Annotated in this window: 18 protein-coding genes, 2 tRNA genes and 1 pseudogene; 14 read left to right on the forward strand and 7 right to left on the reverse strand. The window is 39.4% G+C overall.

All coding sequences use genetic code 11. From position 1 onward, the window contains the following. Positions 1–12: 12 nt before the first annotated feature. From AC1M9A_RS11035 to galE, 3 genes are read left to right on the forward strand one after another with little or no spacing between them, the layout of a single operon-like run. Positions 13–1269: a nucleotide sugar dehydrogenase gene (locus AC1M9A_RS11035; RefSeq protein WP_481610217.1), complete on the forward strand. Its 1257-nt coding sequence runs from the start codon at positions 13–15 to the stop codon at positions 1267–1269. Beyond that, positions 1269–2942 (forward strand): glucose-6-phosphate isomerase, encoded by a 1674-nt coding sequence (gene pgi / locus AC1M9A_RS11040; RefSeq protein ID WP_481610218.1) that lies wholly within the window; start codon positions 1269–1271, stop codon positions 2940–2942. Before AC1M9A_RS11035 ends, pgi begins: the two co-directional genes overlap by 1 nt. A gap of 28 nt (positions 2943–2970) precedes the next feature. Continuing rightward, the gene (gene galE / locus AC1M9A_RS11045; protein WP_481610248.1) at positions 2971–3954 is read left to right on the forward strand and encodes a UDP-glucose 4-epimerase GalE; all 984 of its coding nucleotides are present in this window, start codon (positions 2971–2973) and stop codon (positions 3952–3954) included. A 40-nt stretch (positions 3955–3994) separates the two neighbouring features. On the opposite strand, the gene AC1M9A_RS11050 is transcribed toward galE, so the two are convergent. The 3 genes from AC1M9A_RS11050 to AC1M9A_RS11060 all read right to left on the reverse strand — a co-directional run bounded on the left by AC1M9A_RS11050 (position 3995) and on the right by AC1M9A_RS11060 (position 5832). Then, on the reverse strand, positions 3995–5365 hold the full coding sequence (locus AC1M9A_RS11050) for a phosphohexomutase domain-containing protein (RefSeq protein WP_481610219.1): 1371 nt from the start codon (positions 5363–5365) through the stop codon (positions 3995–3997). 271 nt (positions 5366–5636) lie between these two features. Further along, positions 5637–5712: transfer RNA gene (locus AC1M9A_RS11055), tRNA-Gly, on the reverse strand. Between the two features lie 47 nt (positions 5713–5759). Continuing rightward, positions 5760–5832, reverse strand: a tRNA-Gly gene (locus AC1M9A_RS11060). 227 nt (positions 5833–6059) lie between these two features. Between AC1M9A_RS11060 and AC1M9A_RS11065 the strand changes: the two genes are divergently transcribed. The 5 genes from AC1M9A_RS11065 (at position 6060) to AC1M9A_RS11085 (ending at position 8919) form a co-directional block, all read left to right on the forward strand. Further along, positions 6060–6368 (forward strand): BolA family protein, encoded by a 309-nt coding sequence (locus tag AC1M9A_RS11065; RefSeq protein WP_035268950.1) that lies wholly within the window; start codon positions 6060–6062, stop codon positions 6366–6368. 26 nt (positions 6369–6394) lie between these two features. Continuing rightward, on the forward strand, positions 6395–6787 hold the full coding sequence (locus tag AC1M9A_RS11070) for a SirB2 family protein (protein WP_481610220.1): 393 nt from the start codon (positions 6395–6397) through the stop codon (positions 6785–6787). Between the two features lie 79 nt (positions 6788–6866). Beyond that, entirely contained in the window at positions 6867–7703 is an 837-nt protein-coding gene (locus AC1M9A_RS11075; protein ID WP_481610249.1) for a ParA family protein, read from the forward strand. 35 nt (positions 7704–7738) lie between these two features. Then, positions 7739–8128 carry a hypothetical protein gene (locus tag AC1M9A_RS11080; RefSeq protein WP_416224328.1) on the forward strand — a complete coding sequence of 130 codons (390 nt, stop codon included), beginning with the start codon at positions 7739–7741 and terminating at the stop codon, positions 8126–8128. 200 nt (positions 8129–8328) lie between these two features. After that, the gene (locus AC1M9A_RS11085; protein ID WP_092767920.1) at positions 8329–8919 is read left to right on the forward strand and encodes a LysE family translocator; all 591 of its coding nucleotides are present in this window, start codon (positions 8329–8331) and stop codon (positions 8917–8919) included. A gap of 75 nt (positions 8920–8994) precedes the next feature. On the opposite strand, the gene AC1M9A_RS11090 is transcribed toward AC1M9A_RS11085, so the two are convergent. After that, positions 8995–9642 (reverse strand): DedA family protein, encoded by a 648-nt coding sequence (locus AC1M9A_RS11090; protein ID WP_035268957.1) that lies wholly within the window; start codon positions 9640–9642, stop codon positions 8995–8997. Between the two features lie 198 nt (positions 9643–9840). Here AC1M9A_RS11090 and AC1M9A_RS11095 point away from each other — a divergent pair. From AC1M9A_RS11095 to AC1M9A_RS11120, 6 genes and pseudogenes are all read left to right on the forward strand, one after another. After that, positions 9841–10256 (forward strand): annotated as a pseudogene (locus tag AC1M9A_RS11095) (DoxX family protein). Positions 10257–10489: 233 nt separating this feature from the next. Then, positions 10490–12058, forward strand: a complete 1569-nt coding sequence (gene guaA / locus AC1M9A_RS11100) for a glutamine-hydrolyzing GMP synthase (RefSeq protein WP_092767916.1) — start codon at positions 10490–10492, stop codon at positions 12056–12058. A 684-nt stretch (positions 12059–12742) separates the two neighbouring features. Beyond that, positions 12743–13693: a pirin family protein gene (locus AC1M9A_RS11105; protein WP_481610221.1), complete on the forward strand. Its 951-nt coding sequence runs from the start codon at positions 12743–12745 to the stop codon at positions 13691–13693. A gap of 22 nt (positions 13694–13715) precedes the next feature. Then, a complete protein-coding gene (locus tag AC1M9A_RS11110) occupies positions 13716–14114 on the forward strand; it encodes an OsmC family protein (protein ID WP_481610222.1) in 399 nt (132 codons plus the stop codon). Positions 14115–14250: 136 nt separating this feature from the next. Beyond that, complete coding sequence (locus AC1M9A_RS11115) at positions 14251–14892, forward strand: glutathione S-transferase family protein (RefSeq protein WP_481610223.1); 642 nt, start codon at positions 14251–14253, stop codon at positions 14890–14892. 1 nt (position 14893) lies between these two features. After that, positions 14894–15505: an alpha/beta fold hydrolase gene (locus AC1M9A_RS11120; RefSeq protein ID WP_481610224.1), complete on the forward strand. Its 612-nt coding sequence runs from the start codon at positions 14894–14896 to the stop codon at positions 15503–15505. A gap of 48 nt (positions 15506–15553) precedes the next feature. On the opposite strand, the gene AC1M9A_RS11125 is transcribed toward AC1M9A_RS11120, so the two are convergent. The 3 genes from AC1M9A_RS11125 to AC1M9A_RS11135 all read right to left on the reverse strand — a co-directional run bounded on the left by AC1M9A_RS11125 (position 15554) and on the right by AC1M9A_RS11135 (position 18957). Further along, positions 15554–16162: an SPOR domain-containing protein gene (locus tag AC1M9A_RS11125; protein ID WP_035268975.1), complete on the reverse strand. Its 609-nt coding sequence runs from the start codon at positions 16160–16162 to the stop codon at positions 15554–15556. Between the two features lie 132 nt (positions 16163–16294). Then, positions 16295–18085 carry an arginine--tRNA ligase gene (argS, locus tag AC1M9A_RS11130; RefSeq protein WP_481610225.1) on the reverse strand — a complete coding sequence of 597 codons (1791 nt, stop codon included), beginning with the start codon at positions 18083–18085 and terminating at the stop codon, positions 16295–16297. Between the two features lie 269 nt (positions 18086–18354). Continuing rightward, positions 18355–18957, reverse strand: a complete 603-nt coding sequence (locus AC1M9A_RS11135; protein WP_481610226.1) for a hypothetical protein — start codon at positions 18955–18957, stop codon at positions 18355–18357. Positions 18958–19203: the final 246 nt, after the last annotated feature.

Below are 19203 nucleotides of genomic sequence, written 5' to 3' on the forward strand. Positions count from 1 at the left end.
CTAGGGGATGTTATGAAAGTTGCCGTATTTGGTCAGACGCTATACTCAGGCGTAATGTCCGCTTTACTGGCTGAATGTGGTCATACTGTGTATTGGTGTGATTTGTTGACAAAACCTGCTTCTGAAAAGGTATATGCACAAGATGAAGCGGTGCAGCATTTATTGAATAAGCAACATACCAAAGGCTTTTTGACCTACTGCAAATTTGATGACATTCCCTTAGACAGTGATGTCTATTTATATAGCTTCAATCCAACAGAAGAAGTACAGGCTATCGAGATCCTGCGTGATCTGAAACAGCGTCCGATCATTCATCCTAAACTCATGATTAATGCTTCAACATTGGGTTTGCGCGGAACACAAAAATTTGAAAGCGTACTCTCACAAGATCACTGGGTTTATTTGCCAGATGTGATTCAAGAAGGTAATGCACTGCATAGTTTCACTCAGGCGAGTCAGCTAATTGTTGGCTGTAACAATGACATATCAAAAAGTACGCTGAAAGAGTTACTACGTCCTTTATTTCCACGTGAACAACAATATTTGTTTATGCCAATTTTGGATGCGGAATTTACCAAACTGAGTATTTCTGGCATGTTGGCGACACGTATTAGTTATATTAATGACTTGGCGGTAGTAGCTGAAAAAATGGGGATTGATATTGAACAAGTGCGTCAAGGCATGGCAGCGGATAGCCGTATTGGCGCATCTTATTTATATCCAGGTGCAGGTTTTGGTGGGGAGAACTTCTCACATGATATTTTGACATTGACGCAAACGGTGTTAGGTGCGGGTGCAAGGAGTCAACTGCTGGCACAAGTTTGGGATATTAACGAACAACAAAAAGAAATTCTATTCCGTAAATTATGGAATTATTATCATGGTGATTTAAACGGTAAAACTGTTGCGATTTGGGGTGCTGCATTTAAAGAAAATACCTCACGTATTCAGCAATCTCCGATTCACACCATGTTGAACGCACTTTGGGCGCAAGGGATCAGAGTGAAGTTACATGATCCTCAAGCTTTGCCTGAAATTGAAAAAGTTTATGGCCATCGTCCCGACTTAATCTACTGTACAGACCAATATGATGCAGTCAAAGACGCACATGCGCTGTGTTTGCTGACCGCTTGGAAGCAATATTGGAGTCCTGATTATCCTGAATTATTAAAAACCATGCACCATCCACTGATTTTGGATGGGCGAAATATTTACGATCCAAGTTATGTGAAAGCACAAGGATTTGCTTATATGGGGGTAGGTCGCTAATGAGCAGTCATGCAAAACCTTATGCGGTTGAAGATCGTGCGACAGTCATACAACAATTAAACACATTGAAAGCTGAATTTGCGCAATTACATCTAACTGAGTTATTTGCCAAAGATGCTACACGTTTTGAAAAATTTTCTGTGACTGTTTCACCAATTGTATTTGATTTTAGTAAACATCGTATTAATCAAGACGCTTTAAATCTTTTGGTCGCATGGGCAAATGCGCACGACCTTAATCCTTGGATCAAACGTCTATTCTCGACACAAGAGATCAACTACACAGAAAACCGAGCAGCCATGCATTGGGCACTTCGTTTACCGAAGCATGATCTGACTCATCCTGAATTGGCAAAACAAGTGCATGCACAACTGGATCGAATGTATGCTTTGGTTAATAAAATTCATGCAGGGCAATACCGCGGTGCAACTGGTGAAGTGATTCAGGATGTGGTCAATATTGGTGTCGGAGGATCGGACTTAGGGCCGCTTATGGTCAGTCATGCACTGTCTGATTTTAAGAAAACGACAGAAAAGCCACTTAATGTGCATTTTGTATCCACGATGGATGGTAGTCAGCTTTCTGATTTATTACATAAGCTGCGCCCTGAAACGACACTTTTTATTATTTCATCGAAATCATTTGGGACGATTGATACCTTATCCAATGCTCAAACGGTACGTTTATGGTTGGAAAAAGCTTTAGGTCAGGAAGCGAAAGTTTTAAAACACCATTTTATCGGAGTTTCGACCAAACCTGAAAAAATGACCGCTTGGGGAATTGCACCTGAAAATCAACTGCTCCTTTGGGATTGGGTCGGTGGTCGTTATTCCTTATGGTCTTGTATTGGTTTGCCGATTGCTTTAACCGTGGGTTTAGATGGCTTTAAGCAGTTGTTGGCAGGGGCGTATGCCATAGATCAGCATTTCCAAACAGCGCCTTTTGCTGAAAATCTACCTGTACTGATGGGTTTACTGGGTGCTTGGAACACAAATTTCTTAGATATTCAAACCCATGCTGTATTGCCTTATGACGGTCGTTTGAAATATTTCGCCTCTTATTTACAACAATTGGAAATGGAATCGAATGGTAAGTCAGTTCAACGCGATGGCAAGAAAGTCGATTTAGATACCTGTCCGATTGTGTGGGGCGAAGTAGGACCCAATGCACAGCATGCTTTTTATCAGTTATTGCATCAAGGGACACAGTCCGTCAGTTGTGATTTTATTGCACCAGTTAAGCGTTATAACGGGCAACAATTTACTTATATCGATAATGCAGATGCGTTAATCGAACAACATCATTTAGCATTATCAAATTGTTTGGCACAGTCTCGTTTATTGGCATTTGGTAATCAGGTATTGGATCAACATGAAGTTGTAGATTTACCTGCATATAAACAATATGCAGGTAATCAACCGAGCACCACCATTTTAATGCAAGAGCTGAATCCTTATAGTTTGGGTATGCTGATCGCCATGTATGAGCACAAAGTCTTTGTTCAATCCGTGCTTTGGAATATCAACCCATTTGATCAGTGGGGTGTTGAAAAAGGCAAGGAGATTGCCAATCAACTATTGCCGATTTTAAGTGGAGAACAAACAGATGTATCGAATCTTGATGCGTCGACACAAGGTTTAATTCAGATATTAATGGGAAAAGACAATGTCTAAAGTTTTAGTGACGAGTGGTGCATGATATATTGGTTCGCATACCTGTGTTAAATTGTTAAATGCAGGACATGAAGTTATTGTTCTTGATAATTTATCGAATAGCTCACCAGAATCTTTGAATTGCGTTCAAGCTTTAACCTCTAAATCTTTAGAATTTATCGAGGGTGATATTCTTGATCAAGCGATTTTGGATCAAATTTTCCAAAATCATCAGATTGATGCTGTGATTCATTTTGCTGGTTTAAAAGCGGTTGGTGAAAGTCAGCAAATCCCATTGCAGTATTTCGAGAATAATATTTCTGGCTCGATTAGCTTAGTCAAAGCCATGGAACGTGCCCAAGTCTTTAAGTTGGTCTTTAGTTCTTCTGCAACGGTTTATGGTGAGACAAATCCATCACCGTATCAGGAAAATATGCCGCTAAGTATGCCCAATAATAATTATGGCTATACCAAAATGGTGGTGGAGCAACTGTTAGTAAAGACAGCACAAGCCAATCCACTTTGGTCAATTGCTTTACTGCGTTATTTTAAACCTGTTGGCGCACATAAGAGTGGTCAAATTGGGGAAGATCCGCAAGGGATTCCGAATAATTTAATGCCTTTTGTTACACAGGTTGCAGTCGGGCGTCGTGACAAACTTTCCATTTTTGGTTCAGATTATCCGACTGCTGATGGTACATGTGAACGCGATTTTATTCATGTGGTCGATTTGGCCAAAGCGCATGTGCTAGCGATAGAAAATCGATTAAATGCTCAAGGATGTCGAGCATGGAATATTGGTACAGGTGTGCCAGTTTCTGTTTTAGAAGTAGTTAAAACTTTTGAGGCAGTGAATGGGGTTAAAATTCCATACGAGTTTGTAGAGAAAAGAGCAGGGGATTTACCTTGCTTTTATGCAGATAGTGCACGAGCATTTAACGAGCTGGGGTGGTCTGCACAATATAAGCTTGAAGATATGTTGGCAGATAGCTGGAATTGGCAAAAACAAAATCCAAACGGTTATTGTGAATAAAAAATGGAGCGTTTGAAACGCTCCGTTTTTTTATGCGGTTTTAAGCCAGAATGAGTTGAGTAAGCTCATCGACATAAGCTTGCATCGGCTTCGGATTTTTGTCTTTACGGCTTTCAATATTTAAACGGAGTAATGGCTCTGTATTTGAAGCCCGTACATTTAAACGCCAAGCACCAAAATCTAAACTGACGCCATCCGTTTCATCAATTTTGGGTTTTTGGTCAGCAAAATGATCAAAGATGTTTTGAATGGTTTCTTTTGTGTCCGCAACTTTAAAGTTAATCTCGCCAGAACATGGGAATTTTTCAATCATTTCCTCAACCAGAGCAGAGAGTGGTTTTGCCGTTTCAGAGACAACCGAGATTGCCAATAACCATGGAATCATGCCACTGTCGCAATAGGCAAAATCACGGAAGTAGTGGTGCGCTGACATCTCACCACCATACACTGCATTGTGTTCACGCATTTTATCTTTAATGAAGGAGTGGCCTGATTTCGATTGCACAGCTTCACCTTGATATTGTTCAACAATATCGAAGGTATTCCACACCAAACGCGGATCATGCACAATTTTTTCGCCTTTTTGTTTCAGTAAAAATGCTTGTGCTAAGAGACCGACAATGTAATACCCCTCAATGAATTGACCTTTTTCATCAAAAAGGAAACAACGGTCAAAGTCACCATCCCACGCGATGCCCATGTCAGCCTGATGTTGAAGTACAGCATCGGAGGTGCTTGCACGGTTTTCAACTAAGATGGGGTTGGGAATACCATTTGGAAAGTTGCCATCCGCTTCATGATGAATTTTGATAAATTCTACTGGAATATTCAGGGTTTTAAACTTTTCTTCGATCGCATCGATCACATGACCTGCTGCACCATTCCCCGCATTGACCACGAGTTTTAGTGGTTTGATTTTAGCAGGGTCAATATAGATCATCAAATGATCAATAAATTCAGGCAAGATATTATAATGCTGAGTTGTGCCTTTAATTTCGACTGCTTTGAACTGATTTTTTTCAGCAAGAAGTTGGATATCTTTTAAACCCGAGTCTGCACCAATCGGACGAGCATTTTCACGTACAAGCTTCATGCCGTTATAGTCCATCGGGTTATGGCTGGCTGTTATTTCGATCCCGCCTTGCACATCAAGATGGAATGCACCGAAATAAACTTCCTCAGTCCCCGTCATACCTAAATCTAAAACATCAATGCCGGCATCATTTAGACCACGAATGGTAGCTTGTTTTAGGTCTTCACTGGTTAAGCGAACATCACATCCAACCACTACTTTTTGAGGTTGATAAATTTCGCCATAAGCACGTCCAACACGGTATGCGATATCTTCATTGAGTTCTGTGCCCAATTTTCCGCGGATATCATAGGCTTTGAAACAGGTTAATTTTTCCATGTTAAGGTTCTAATCTATTGAGCAAATTGATGATGAAAATTATAGCGATTTTATGTAAGTACGGCATGGGTTGAGATGAAAAATTACAATTAAATTCAGTAAATTAATTTACGTTATGATGCTTATTGTTGGTTGTAAATCAAGCAGCGCTCATAAGTGGATGAATTTTTTTTGGAAAAAATGTAGTGAAACTTTATTGGATGTAAAAAATTGAATTTATAAAAATTTAATAATAAAAAAGCCCTGATATTGATCAGGGCTTTTTTGAATCTGGAGCGGGAAAGGAGACTCGAACTCCCGACCCCAACCTTGGCAAGGTTATGCTCTACCAACTGAGCTATTCCCGCGGAGTCTATCAATTTTTTAAGTGAAAAAACTGAATGAAAAAATTTTGAGCGGGAAAGGAGACTCGAACTCCCGACCCCAACCTTGGCAAGGTTATGCTCTACCAACTGAGCTATTCCCGCATGCCGTGTATAATACAGCATGAAAAATCAGGGTCAACAACTTTATAAAAAAATATCGTGTGATTGAATAAAATTAAAGCATTTCAATGTATTTCGCTTAATTTTTGATAGGTCTTAAGCTCAAGATTAAAGCGTAACTCTCCAATGGCGGTGTGTTTTATTTACTTTTTATTCTAAAACTTCACGGTATACTGCTGGCAACCAATGAATGCGTGTGGAATGTAAGCATGACTTTAGAGCAACAATTAATTGAACGTTTACAACAATTGTCTCCTGTGCACTTGGACGTGGTGAATGAGTCATCAGGTCATGGTGGCTATTTCCCTGGTAAAGAATCGCATTTTAAAGTCACTGTTGTAAGTGAAGTGTTTCAAGGCTTACGTTTAGTACAACGCCATCAAAAAGTATATGCACTGGCGGGTGACCTATTGAGTCCAGGAAAGATTCATGCTTTGGCGATTCATGCTTATGTGCCAACTGAATGGACTGGTCAAGCGCCAAATAGTCCTGAATGTGCACATGCACCGAAAGCTTAAATTTTAAAAGTAGGAGAGTGGCTGAAATGGATACACACTTAGTCATTAAAATCGTGCATATGTCGAGTTTGCTCTTGTTGATTATTGCTGTATTAGCACGTGCGACAACCTTATATGTTGGCGTCGAAAATCAACAACCCAATCCGAAAGGACGTAAGGCTTATGTTGCGCTTCAACATTTGGCATTTACTTTGATCATTGGGACAGGCTTGATTTTATTGTTTTTGAATAATTTTCAAGTTCAGCCTTGGTTCTATGCCAAAGTGGTCTTAGTGATAGTGATGTTATCTTCATTAATTAAAGCATATCGCCAAGATGCGTCTGTATTGTTAATTCAACGTCGTGCGGGGGTACTGATTAGTTGTGTCGCATTTATGGCCATTATTGGCATCGTGATGATTAAGCCAACTTTCGGTTAATTGTTAGACACAATCGCTTAGGCTCTCACCCCTCTAGGTTAAACTTCATCTATAAAGTGAATTGAGCCTAGAGGGAATGATGCGTACACGTGTGGTGTTTAATCAAAAAGGTGGCGTTGGTAAATCCAGTATTACAGTAAACTTGGCTGCACTTAGTGCACATCAGGGTTTTAAGACGCTTGTCATTGACCTCGATCCTCAGGCCAATTCTAGTCAGTATCTATTGGGTGATGATGCGACTTATAATGCCGATAAACCTGCACTAGAACCCAATATTGAAAATTTTTTCGAAGATGTATTGGCGAATCAGTCGAGCAAAGGTTTGATTGGTCAAGCCATTGGAAATTTGCTCAAAAATAAAAATAAAGTCTTAGAAGCTTATATACATCAGTCACCATTCCCATCTCTCGATGTTTTGCCTGCAAGTCCCTCGCTTGGTGCTTTAGAACATAGCCTCGAATCCAAACATAAAATTTATAAGCTGCGTGACGCGATTCAGCATCTAGCAGGGACTTATGATCGGATCTATATCGATACACCGCCTGCATTTAATTTTTTTACTTTGTCGGCATTAATTGCAGCAGACCGAGTGTTGATTCCATTCGATTGTGATGTCTTTTCTAAGCGGGCATTAAACACGTTGATCGAAAACATTATAGAAACCCAAGATGATCATAATGATCGATTGGAAATTGAAGGTATCATTGTTAACCAGTTTCAAGCGCAAGCAAAACTTCCTCGTGAAGTGGTACAGCAGCTCAGAGATGAACAACTACCTGTGCTCAATGCGATGTTGCCACCGTCGGTATTGATGAAAGAGTCTCATCATAAAAATATGCCGTTAATCTATTTAAATACAGATCATAAATTGACGCAGGCCTACCAATCATTGTTCAATGAAATCGAGAATAAATAAGATTTGAGAAGAGTATGAACTCACGCGCGATGAAAATGGTCATGCAACTTAGTGCAGTCGGTACGGTTGCTGTATTGATGACTGCTTGTGCGACGACGGTTAAACCGAGTTATGTTTCTCCGACGCAATATCAAGCATTGAACTGTGTACAACTTGGTGCTGAATTTAATCGTATTCAGCAGTACATCAATAATGGTGTACAACCGCCTAAACGTACAGGTGTTGGCGTTGGTCTAGGTGTTGGTGGTGGCTGGGGCCGTGGCGGTTGGGGCTTTGGCCCTTCAGTTTCCGTCAATATGGGGCAGTCATCGAATACCAAAAATACTGAATTGTCGCGATTATATGGCGAGCAAGATGCGATCTCACAAGCGGCAACTTTCAAAAATTGTCCTTATGTCCCTAAACGTCAACAGCAAGCTCAGTAATTTAAAAGGGCTGTTCAATCTGAGCTTGAGCAGCTTTTTTTTAGCAAAATGTTTCAATGTAAATTTATTAAAAATCAATATTTTATAAAATTATTAACTGAAAATAGACGTGACATTCATCATTCCTTCACTTTAAAAACTTGTCTTTAAATTCATTTTTCGTTTAAGGTGTGCCTCCTCTAAATTTCTGATTTTAATCTATGGTAGAAAGTTGGCTTTATATTTTTGCAGTGTTCGCGGTATTACTTATTCCCGGTCCAACCAATGCATTATTGGCTAGCGCAGCACATCACCATGGCGTATTAAAAGCATTCTATTTCGTACCTCTTGAATTACTGGGTTATATCTACGGCATTAGCATTTGGGCGCTGTTGGTGCATTTAACCCTACCAATTTGGCCGATGCTGATTCATATCTTACATTTGGTAAGTGCAGTTTATGTGATTTGGATGGCTTTTCATTTATGGAAAGCTTCACACCTTAAGCAATTGAGCCAAAAAAACATTCGAATGAGTCGCAGTCATCTTTTTAAATCGACTCTGAAAAATCCAAAATCTATTTTGTTTGCAGTTGGTATTTTTCCAGCATGGACTTGGGATTCTTTTCAAAACTATTTTTTAGTTTTGGGTGTATTCACCTTATGTTTAATTCCATGTGCTTTATTTTGGATGTATTTTGGTCGTAAAGTCTTGGCAGGGAATCAGACGGTGGTCAGCGCAGATCGCTTATACAAAGGTTCTGCCATGTTACTTATGCTCAGTATGTTACCTGTCATTATTGGATTTTTCTAAGCCATTCAATATTTTGTAGTGATAAAAAAAGCAGATTCTTGGTGGAGAATCTGCTTTTTTTGACGTCTAAGATCATTACATCATTTCGGGATTTTTCTTTGGGAAAAACTTGTGGCGAATAAAGCCAATGATCCCCGGCAATACGCTCAGAATAATGATTCCGAAAATTAAATGGGTGAAATTATCTTTCACGATCGGCATATTACCGAACAAATAACCCAAGGTGATAAACGAAGAAATCCACAAGAAAGCACCAACGACATTATAAGTAATGAAGTATTTGTAGTTCATGCTTCCTGCACCAGCGACAAAGGGTGCAAATGTACGTGCGAATGGGACAAAACGCGCAAAAATAATGGTTTTACCGCCGTGTTTTTCGAAGAATTTTTGCGTATAAACCAAATGTTTTTTATTGATAAATCGAGATTCAATTTCAAAAACGCGTGGTCCAATATATTTTCCAATATGATAATTTAAGGTATCACCCAATACTGCCGCAGTGAATAACAACACGCCCAAAAGCCACGGATCCATTGCACCTGTTGAGGCTGCTAAAGCACCTGCTGCAAACAGTAAACTGTCCCCGGGTAGAAAAGGCATGACCACCAAGCCCGTTTCTACGAAAATAATCAGGAATAAAATTCCGTAAATCCAAATGCCATAATTGGTAATAAATTCAAGTAGATGATCATCTACATGCAGAATAAAATCGATTAAATCCATGAGGGGTGAACTGAGCAAAAATGTGTTCAAATGCTAACAGCCAACGGCGCTGATGTCAGTAGTCAATTGATTTAAATTATAGGTGAATTATTGTTCTGATTATGCAACGCTGATTCTTTGTGTTGATTGTTTATCCTAAAAATAAAAGCTACTAATCTAGGGTCATTACCAAAAACAAAACGTAGATAGGTCAACCTAATGTTTAATCCAAATCAAGTGATTCAAAAAATTGTTGCTCAATCCACAGTGCATGCAACTTTAACCTTCGTCGCACGTGTCCTTTTAGCATATATCTTTATCGTAGCGGGGTGGGGCAAACTCGCAGGTTATACGCGACAGTTGGATATATGGAAACGATGGGTGTGCCAGGTGCATTATTGCCAATAACCATTTTGGTTGAACTGGGTGGAGGCTTAGCACTGTTGTTTGGAGTGCAAGCACGATTATTCGCAGCAGCTTTAGCTGGTTTCAGTTTAGTTACCGCATTTCTTTTTCATGGTACACCTGAAGATTCGATACATTTCATGAAAAACTTTGCTATGGCGGGTGGTCTAATCTTTCTCGTATTGCATGGTGCAGGTCAATGGAGTGTTGATCAGGGTTTTGAAAAATAAATGACGAATACGCAACGCAGGTGAAATGACAGAATTATTCGCCTGCTGCATCATGATCTGAATGTAACTCCAAGGCTTATATGATCAAAGCAATCAACTGAAATTGTTGAATAAAAAGGCAATATTTAATAATAATGTATTGAAATATAGAGAGATTTGAATAGTGTGCGTAAGCTTAATAAAAATGATAGAATAGCGCGCTAATCCTTCGTTAGCCTTTCATAGTTGTTATCATGACTACCAATACTCAAATTACCGAAGATCGTATCCTGATTTTGGATTTCGGCTCTCAATATAGCCAATTGATCGCACGTCGTGTACGTGAATCAGGCGTATATTCTGAAATGTATGCTTTTGATATGTCGGAAGAGGACATCCGCGCATTTAATCCAAAAGGGATTATTCTTTCAGGTGGTCCTGAGAGTGTTCACGTTGAAGGCAGCCCACGTGCGCCAGAAGTTGTGTTTAACTTAGGCGTACCAGTATTGGGTATTTGTTACGGTTTACAAACGATGTCTGCTCAGTTGGGCGGTAAAGTTGAACCGGGTACAGTTCATGAGTTTGGCTATGCTGAAGTCGATATTAAAGTACGTGATGCTTTAATTGGCGATCTTGAAGATTCAGCAGACAAATTGAAAGTATGGATGAGTCATGGCGATAAAGTGACTCAAATTCCAGAAGGTTTCCAAATTACTGCAAGTACACCAAGTTGCCCAGTGGCAATGGTGTCTGACGAATCTCGTCGTTTCTACGGTATCCAGTTCCACCCTGAAGTAACACATACTGCTAAAGGTAAAGAGTTACTTGAGAACTTTGTACAAAAGATCTGTGGTTGCCGTAGCCTATGGAATTCTGAAAACATCATTGATTTACGTGTTGAACAATTACGTGAACAGATTGGTGATCAGAAGGTTCTTCTTGGACTTTCAGGTGGTGTAGATTCATCTGTTGTGGCTGCATTGCTTCACAAAGCAATTGGCGATCAATTGACATGTGTATTCGTTGACAATGGTCTTCTTCGTTTAAATGAAGGGGATCAAGTGATGGAAATGTTTGCGAAAAACATGGGTATCCGTGTGATTCGTGCTGATGCTGAACAACGTTTCCTTGATGCTTTGGCAGGTGAAGTTGATCCTGAAGCAAAACGTAAAATCATTGGTCGTGAGTTCATCGAAGTATTTGCTGAAGAAGCACGTAAGCTTGATGGCGTGAACTTCCTTGCGCAAGGTACGATTTATCCTGATGTGATTGAATCTGCTGCAAGCAAACAAGGTAAAGCGCATGTGATTAAATCACACCATAACGTGGGTGGTTTACCGGAAGATCTCGCTTTTGAATTGGTTGAGCCAATTCGTGATTTATTTAAAGATGAAGTACGCCGTTTGGGTACGACTTTAGGTTTACCATTTGAGATGCTTTATCGTCACCCATTCCCAGGACCAGGTCTTGGTGTTCGTATCTTGGGTGAAGTGAAGAAAGAGTATGCTGACATTCTTCGTTTAGCCGATGACATCTTCATGCAAGAACTTCGTGCAAGTGGTTGGTATGACAAAACTGCACAAGCATTCGCTGTATTCCAACCAGTAAAATCTGTGGGTGTAGTCGGTGATGGTCGTCGTTATGCATGGGTGATTGCACTTCGTGCGGTTGAAACAGTTGACTTTATGACGGCTCGTTTCGCACACCTCCCTTATGATCTTGTTGATAAAATCTCTACTCGTATCATGAACGAGATTGCAGAAGTTTCTCGTGTTGTTTATGACGTATCGTCTAAACCACCTGCTACGATTGAATGGGAGTAATTTAGGGCTTTCAAGAAACAACGTTTCTTGCCTAGATTACGCCAAGGGCTGTCCCAGCGGCAGTGAGGGATTTCGGACAGCATGGCTATCCGCTTGAATTACTCCAAGCGCTGCGTGCGCGGCAGTATCTGAATCAAGACATGTCCCAATAGAAAGGACGCTTAGGCGTCCTTTCTATTTATTATCTAAAATTTAATTTAGAAGAATTCTATGTTTGAAGGAATAGTCAAAATACGTAAAGCATAGGAAGTCATTAGCCCAAATAACGTTGTTTTAAGAAATTCCCCAAACTCTTGTTGTGGCAATGCAAGCAATTTGATTGCTACTTACTTAGAATCAAAAGGATATGGTGAATTCCAATATATTTTAGGAAAAAATATAAAGGAAACAGAAAGTCTGCTTGGCTTTTAAATGTACGAAGTAGATATATATAGTTGATCTAACAGCAGATCAATTTAGATTGGATAAAATTATTTATACGTTAGAGCATGAGTATCCTTTATCACAGTTATTTCCAAAACTATTAAATCAAGGGCAGGCAAGCATTCTATTTTTAATACATACAAAACTCTAATTGTCCTACCTATAGTATTCAGCGTATTAAGTCTAAGGTGGTTCAATTTGCATGACCTTGTTAATATCTATAACAAAGATAGCCATTTGCCAAACTTTTAGGATAACAACATGACCAATAATACTTATACCGAATTGTCTCATTCAGAAGACTGTGAAAAATACGCCAACCAATTTATTCAGGAATTTCCACTGCGCCGTGCTGAAATTGGTCAAGGGACAGTGATCAAACGCGCCTTACCAAGTCGCCATAAGCGTATGATTGGCGCATGGTGCTTCTTAGATCATGCAGGTCCTGTGACATTTGAAGCTGGACAAGGTCTAGATGTTGGACCACATCCACACATTGGTCTACAAACCTTTACTTGGATGATTGAAGGGACCATGTTGCATAGCGACAGCTTAGGTACAACAGATCAGCTCATTCAGCCCAAGCAAGTCAATCTCATGACAGCAGGTCGAGGTATTTCACATACTGAAGTCGCGCCAGCGAATGAAACAAAAATGCATGCGGCCCAACTTTGGATTGCATTGCCTGATGACAAACTTACCATCGATCCAGCTTTTAATCACTATCCTGAATTACCCGTGGTTAATCAGTCAGGTATCGAATTTACGGTATTGGTCGGTGAGTATCTAAATACAGTATCACCAGTCAAAGTACATACAGAGCTTTTAGGTGTTGATTTATTTGCGCAAACAGCCGCTAAAGCACGTTTACCTTTAAATCCAAAGTTTGAATATGGATTCATGGCGCTTGAAGGTACAGCAACTATTAATGGTCATCATTTAGATGAAGACAATATGGTGATTTTAGAGCCAGGGCTAGAACATGTGGAAGTAGAAATCCATGACAATAGTCGTGTACTGCTTTTGGGCGGTGAGCCATTTGAGTCACCAATTTTATTATGGTGGAATTTCGTTGGACGTACGCAAGAAGAAATCAAAATTGCACGTGATCAATGGATAGCAGAAGATCCACGTTTTGGGTCAATTCCATCATACCAAGGCGAGCGTTTGAAAGCTCCGATATTGCCTGATAGCATGCGTCCATCTAAATAATAAGACAAAGAAGGAAAATAAAATGGCAACGATTGCAAATGCAAAGGTCACCACACTACCTGAAAAATGGGGTGGTGAAATTCAATCTGGTCAGCACACATTTCTCACCGATAAACCTGAATCATTCCAAGGTTTAGATCGTGGGCCTGCACCGTATGATTTTATTTGTTCAGGATTAATTTCCTGCACAATGATCACATTACGGATGTATGCAGAGCATAAAGGACTGGGTTTAGGCGAATTTAGTGTTGAGGCAGATTTTAAAGCCAATAAAGAAGGGCAGGAATGGATTGAGCGTCGTTTAAGTTTTAAAACTAACTTGGATGAAGCACTACAAGAAAAAGTTTTAAATGTGTGCCAAAAAACACCCGTCACTAAAACATTGCTCAGAAGCGTCGAAATTAAAACAACAATTGTTTAAATATAGACAATTTAATAGGCATCAACATTCTGTATTTTTGTAATTTACAGCTAAAAAGAAGACATTTTGTGTAAAGCAGGATGTCTTTTTTTTATTCAAAATGGCTATATAGAGAGAAATAAAATTAGGTGGTCTTATGCTGACATTACATCATTTAGAAAAATCACGTTCTTCAAGAATTATTTGGGCGCTAGAAGAGTTGGGTGCTGAATACCAAATTCAACATTATAAAAGATTGCCAACTTACGCCGCTCCAACAGAATTGAAGAAGGTTCATCCTTTGGGGAAATCACCAGTGATTACTGATGATAATTTAGTGATCGCAGAATCTGCGGTGATTTTAGACTATCTGGCAGATCGCTATGATACTCAGCATCAATTTAAACCCCAGTCACAGCCGGACTTAACACAATATCAGTATTGGATGCATTACGCTGAAGGCTCATTAATGCCACTTTTAGTGATGACCTTAGTTCTCTCGTTTGTACCTCCTAAAGTACCTTTTGCGATTCGACCAATTGCCAATAAAATTATTGATGGGGTGACTGATGGATTTATACAACCACGTCTAGCTGAACATATTGAATTTTTAGAACAGCATTTGGCGCAACATGAATTTTTTACATCTCAGTTTTCATTTGCAGATATCCAAATGAGTTTTCCCTTGATCGCGATTGATGAACGCTTAAATGGAAAATATCCAAACATTCATGCCTATGTAAAACGCATAAAACAAAGACCTGCTTATCAGCGAGCGGTTATCAAGGGGGGTGATTAAGATGGCGGATCAGGCAGTGAAATTAATCTTCCTGCCCGGAGCATCTGGCAGTACTGCATTTTGGAAACCTGTTCAATCACATTTTGAATCTGAGTACGACACGCATATCATTGCTTATCCCAGTTTTGGTGAATATCCTGATCATCCACATGTAAATTCAATGTCAGATTTACAAGATTATGTATTTGATCATCTTCAACACCCAAGTATTCTGATCGCTCAATCTATGGGTGGGGTCATTGCTGTTCAAGCGGCGTTGAGGTATCCAAAATTGGTTCAAGGTTTGGTGTTGGTCGCTACGTCAGGTGGCGTTGATTTAACAGCATTTCATGTTAAAGATTGGCGTTCAGAATATCAAAATGAATATGAAGTGCCTCATTGGTTTATTGATGATGAAACCAAATTAGATGAACGGCTTGCTGAAATTGAATGTCCTGTACTATTAATCTGGGGCGGAGATGATGACATTAGTCCTGTTGCAGTAGGCGAGTATTTAAATCACGCTTTTAAGTATTCAGAGTTGAATGTGATCCCGAACGGACAACATGACTTAGCTAAAGTTTATGCGCCAGAGTGTATTTCTTTTATTCAGCGCTACTTAGCAAAATTTTAGGTTTGCTCTAGACTAAAAAAGGATGCTAATCGCATCCTTTTTTTATGATTATCGTTTTACAACGATTGAATCAATACCGCTGTGTTGTAGGGTTTGCTGAGCGATAACAGCTGCTTCTTGAGAGTCATAAGGTCCAGAGACAACACGATACCAAGTTTGTCCGCCTTCTGTGGTTTTAATGACATCTGCAGATAAGCCGTTGAGAATAATTTCAGCACGACGTGCATCAGCACTGTCTGGATCTGGATAACTTCTGACTTGTAAAAGGTAGCTACTCGCCACGGGTTGAGGTTCTGCATTTTCAATCAGTTCACCCTCGGTCGTTGTAGCATCAGCAACCACAGGTGCTTCCACGATGACAGGTGCGGTGTTCACTTGCTGATTTTCAGGTACAGCTTGATCGGGGATTGGAGTCACTTGTTGTTGAGGCAATAAATCGTAGAAGCGATAATCTTTATTCGTATCTTCTTGATAATGTTCAGATTGAATATCATTGCTTTTTGGTTGGACTGGCGCCCACGGTTTCCATAGCATTAAGGCTACGGCAAAACTCAGTACAATTAAAATCAGAACAAGCATACCTAACCATTTTGGTATTAATGGTTGTTTAGGTTTGTTAGGTCTTTCTGATACACCACGCTGCGTTTTTCCAAACACTTGGAAACCTCTCTTATTTTAAGATCATGCAATGGAAAATTGGATTACCATCACATGGAATTTTTATCTCATTTTTTTCAATAATAAAAGTCTGAAGAGGTGAATCTTTTAAAAAGATTCACCTTCGATGACTTACATGCTTTCAGGTGCAGAAACGCCTAAAAGCTCTAAACCATTTTTCAAAACTTGACGAACATTTACCGATAACAACAAACGTGCTTGGGTCAGATCAGCATCATCACCGAGTACTTTATTTTCGTTGTACCAACCATGGAACAATGCTGCAAGTTCTTTTAAGTAGTTACCTACTTGATGCGGTTCATGGCTGTTTGCAGCACGTGCAATAATTTCAGGGTAGGCTGCAAGTTTTGCTAAGATTTCAGTTTCAGCTTCTAATTCAAGCTTTGCGGCAAAACCACGCGCAGTGGTCGCATCGAAGTTGATGTTCAAGCTGCTTGCTTTTTCTAGCATACGACAAATACGTGCATGAGCATATTGAATGTAATACACCGCATTGTCTTTACTTTGAGAAACCGCGAGATCTAGATCAAAGTCGATGTGCTGTTCAGACTTACGCATGACATAGTAGAAGCGAGCAGCGTCGTTGCCGACTTCTTTACGTAGATCACGCAATGTGACAAATTGACCTGAACGAGATGACATTTGAACCATCTCACCACCGCGCCATAGGCTGACGAATTGTACTAATAACACAGTCAGTTTTTTCGAGTCATATCCCATCGCATCAATCGCTGCTTTTACTCGTGCGATATAACCGTGGTGGTCTGAACCCCAAATATCAATAATGTCAGTATAACCACGTTGAAGTTTATTCAGATGGTAAGCAATGTCAGATGCGAAGTAAGTGGTTTGACCATTACGACGTTTTACAACACGGTCTTTTTCATCACCAAATTCTGTTGATTTGAACCAAATGTTGCCATCTTTCTCATAGAGGAAGCCGCGTTGATCAAGTGTTTGTAATGCTTCTTCAATTTTTTCAGTCAATGATGCTTCACTGAACCATTGGTTGAAAGTCACACCAAATTCACCAAGATCATCTTTGATATCATCAAGAATTGCTTTTAACGCAGCTTGATGAAAAACGCGATAACCTTCACCTATTAACGTCTGCGAGTTAAAAATTAGACCATCAATGTGTTTTTCTTTATCGCCAGAAATTACAACCTTGTTACCTTCGGCATCAAGTTCTTCAGCATACTGCACATCTTCTGGCACATCTTTATAAACATCAGCTACAGGGCGAACATATACATCGCCGTCTTGATCAATAATGCTTTGTGCGATTTCTTTGACATAGTCGCCTTGGTAAGCATTTTTAGGGAATACTAATGTTTGACCAGTTAACTCAAGGTAACGTAGATAAGTAGACGTCGCTAAAATATCCATTTGACGACCAGCGTCATTCACATAGTATTCACGATCCACTGTAGCACCAGTTGCTTCAAGTAAATTCGCAACCGTCATGCCATATGCTGCGCCACGACCGTGACCCACATGTAAGCTTGATGTCGGGTTCGCAGAGACAAACTCAACTTGGATTTTTTTCGTAGCATTTACTTGTGTACGACCAAAATCATTAGCTTGTGCCTGAATGGCATCAAGAACAGCAAAACGTTGGTCTGCATTCAAGAAAAAGTTGATAAAACCAGGACCAGCGATTTCCGCTTTACTGATATCCGCAACTTCTGGCAGTGCAGCAAGAATTTTTTCTGCTAAATCACGAGGCTTCATACCTGCAGCTTTAGACGCGATCATTGCGATATTGGAAGCGAAGTCACCATGGCTTCGGTCTTTGGTTCGCGTTAAGTTTCCGCTGTTGTTAAAGTCAGATGGGAGGACCCCTTCAGCTTGAAGAGATTGCACTGCATGATCGAGAGCTGCTTGTATTGCCGTATTCATAATTTATCGAAAAATTAATGTCGCAGAAAAACGACAAATATAGCAAATTTAGCGCTCATTAGCGAAGCAGATTTGCGTTGAATAAAACTTATCCCACATAAAAAATAATAAAATCAGTTTTTTTAATCACTATGCGCTATTTGCAGAATTAACGATGATGAAATTTATCTTTTACATCTAATGCATATCGATGATTGAATTGAGCCTGATTGTCTTTATCTCATTTAATGTGAATTTAAATAGAAATCAGGCAATTTTATGACTCGAAATTAAGCCATACACGTGACAGGCTTATTTAGTAATTCTGCTTTACCATTTTGGAAAGTGTATAACTTAGATGCATGGAAGATTTTAATGGTTTTGGCCTTTTGAGCAGCAGTTTGAAATGTCGCTAATTTTTTTTGATTCGCCAAACTAAAAGGATTTCCGTAATTCTTATTGTCGAGTAGTACTTGGATTGTTCCAACTTCAGGCTGAAGACTATTTAAAATTTCTGATCCTTCCGCATTTTGTATGCTGAGACTTGGTTTTTGGACACTATTCTTACAATTTAAGCGCAGGAACAGCATGTGACCATCAACTGCTTTGTTTTGTAAGTCATAAATTCCTTGAAGGTCATTTTCGATATATACCCACTGACCAATCGGCATATTTTGTTTAAGTTTCTCAATTTGCTCGAGGGTTGTTTTACTAATATCGACAATGCCTTTTTTATCAATTTCAGGGGTCTTATCGGCGCGTGCTAAACCCACCATTGAAAGTGCTTTATCACCGACCCTTGAGGTCGTGTCAGTGATGGTTTGGCAACCCGTTACATTTAGCAGTGAAATAATAGTTAATGGCAAAATGGCAATTTTAGCTGTAATTTTCATGTGGATCTAATAATGAAGTAAAAATACGATTGAATCCGATATTAGCTGAATCGTTCAGATTAGTTTGCAAAAAAAAGTTAATAAACATGAATAATACATTTGAAATGTGACAGTTTTATCTATTTTTCAATCAATAGAATGATGGATTGAAGTTATAAAATTTAAAAATACTGCCAATATTATTATCAATTTTATAAATATACATTTGTCTTCATTTCGGCTTAAGCTATTTCTTAAATAAATGGT

The sequence above is a fragment of the Acinetobacter sp. ANC_7634 genome, assembly GCF_056779875.1.

What these genes read in the sequence shown, in the direction of transcription:
- AC1M9A_RS11035 (WP_481610217.1), top strand. Translation starts at nt 13, where the DNA reads ATGAAAGTTGCCGTATTTGGTCAGACGCTATACTCAGGCGTAATGTCC.
- pgi (WP_481610218.1), top strand. Translation starts at nt 1,269, where the DNA reads ATGAGCAGTCATGCAAAACCTTATGCGGTTGAAGATCGTGCGACAGTC.
- AC1M9A_RS11050 (WP_481610219.1), bottom strand. Translation starts at nt 5,365, where the DNA reads ATGGAAAAATTAACCTGTTTCAAAGCCTATGATATCCGCGGAAAATTG.
- AC1M9A_RS11065 (WP_035268950.1), top strand. Translation starts at nt 6,060, where the DNA reads ATGACTTTAGAGCAACAATTAATTGAACGTTTACAACAATTGTCTCCT.
- AC1M9A_RS11070 (WP_481610220.1), top strand. Translation starts at nt 6,395, where the DNA reads ATGGATACACACTTAGTCATTAAAATCGTGCATATGTCGAGTTTGCTC.
- AC1M9A_RS11075 (WP_481610249.1), top strand. Translation starts at nt 6,867, where the DNA reads ATGCGTACACGTGTGGTGTTTAATCAAAAAGGTGGCGTTGGTAAATCC.
- AC1M9A_RS11080 (WP_416224328.1), top strand. Translation starts at nt 7,739, where the DNA reads ATGGTCATGCAACTTAGTGCAGTCGGTACGGTTGCTGTATTGATGACT.
- AC1M9A_RS11085 (WP_092767920.1), top strand. Translation starts at nt 8,329, where the DNA reads ATGGTAGAAAGTTGGCTTTATATTTTTGCAGTGTTCGCGGTATTACTT.
- AC1M9A_RS11090 (WP_035268957.1), bottom strand. Translation starts at nt 9,642, where the DNA reads ATGGATTTAATCGATTTTATTCTGCATGTAGATGATCATCTACTTGAA.
- guaA (WP_092767916.1), top strand. Translation starts at nt 10,490, where the DNA reads ATGACTACCAATACTCAAATTACCGAAGATCGTATCCTGATTTTGGAT.
- AC1M9A_RS11105 (WP_481610221.1), top strand. Translation starts at nt 12,743, where the DNA reads ATGACCAATAATACTTATACCGAATTGTCTCATTCAGAAGACTGTGAA.
- AC1M9A_RS11110 (WP_481610222.1), top strand. Translation starts at nt 13,716, where the DNA reads ATGGCAACGATTGCAAATGCAAAGGTCACCACACTACCTGAAAAATGG.
- AC1M9A_RS11115 (WP_481610223.1), top strand. Translation starts at nt 14,251, where the DNA reads ATGCTGACATTACATCATTTAGAAAAATCACGTTCTTCAAGAATTATT.
- AC1M9A_RS11120 (WP_481610224.1), top strand. Translation starts at nt 14,894, where the DNA reads ATGGCGGATCAGGCAGTGAAATTAATCTTCCTGCCCGGAGCATCTGGC.
- argS (WP_481610225.1), bottom strand. Translation starts at nt 18,085, where the DNA reads ATGAATACGGCAATACAAGCAGCTCTCGATCATGCAGTGCAATCTCTT.
- AC1M9A_RS11135 (WP_481610226.1), bottom strand. Translation starts at nt 18,957, where the DNA reads ATGAAAATTACAGCTAAAATTGCCATTTTGCCATTAACTATTATTTCA.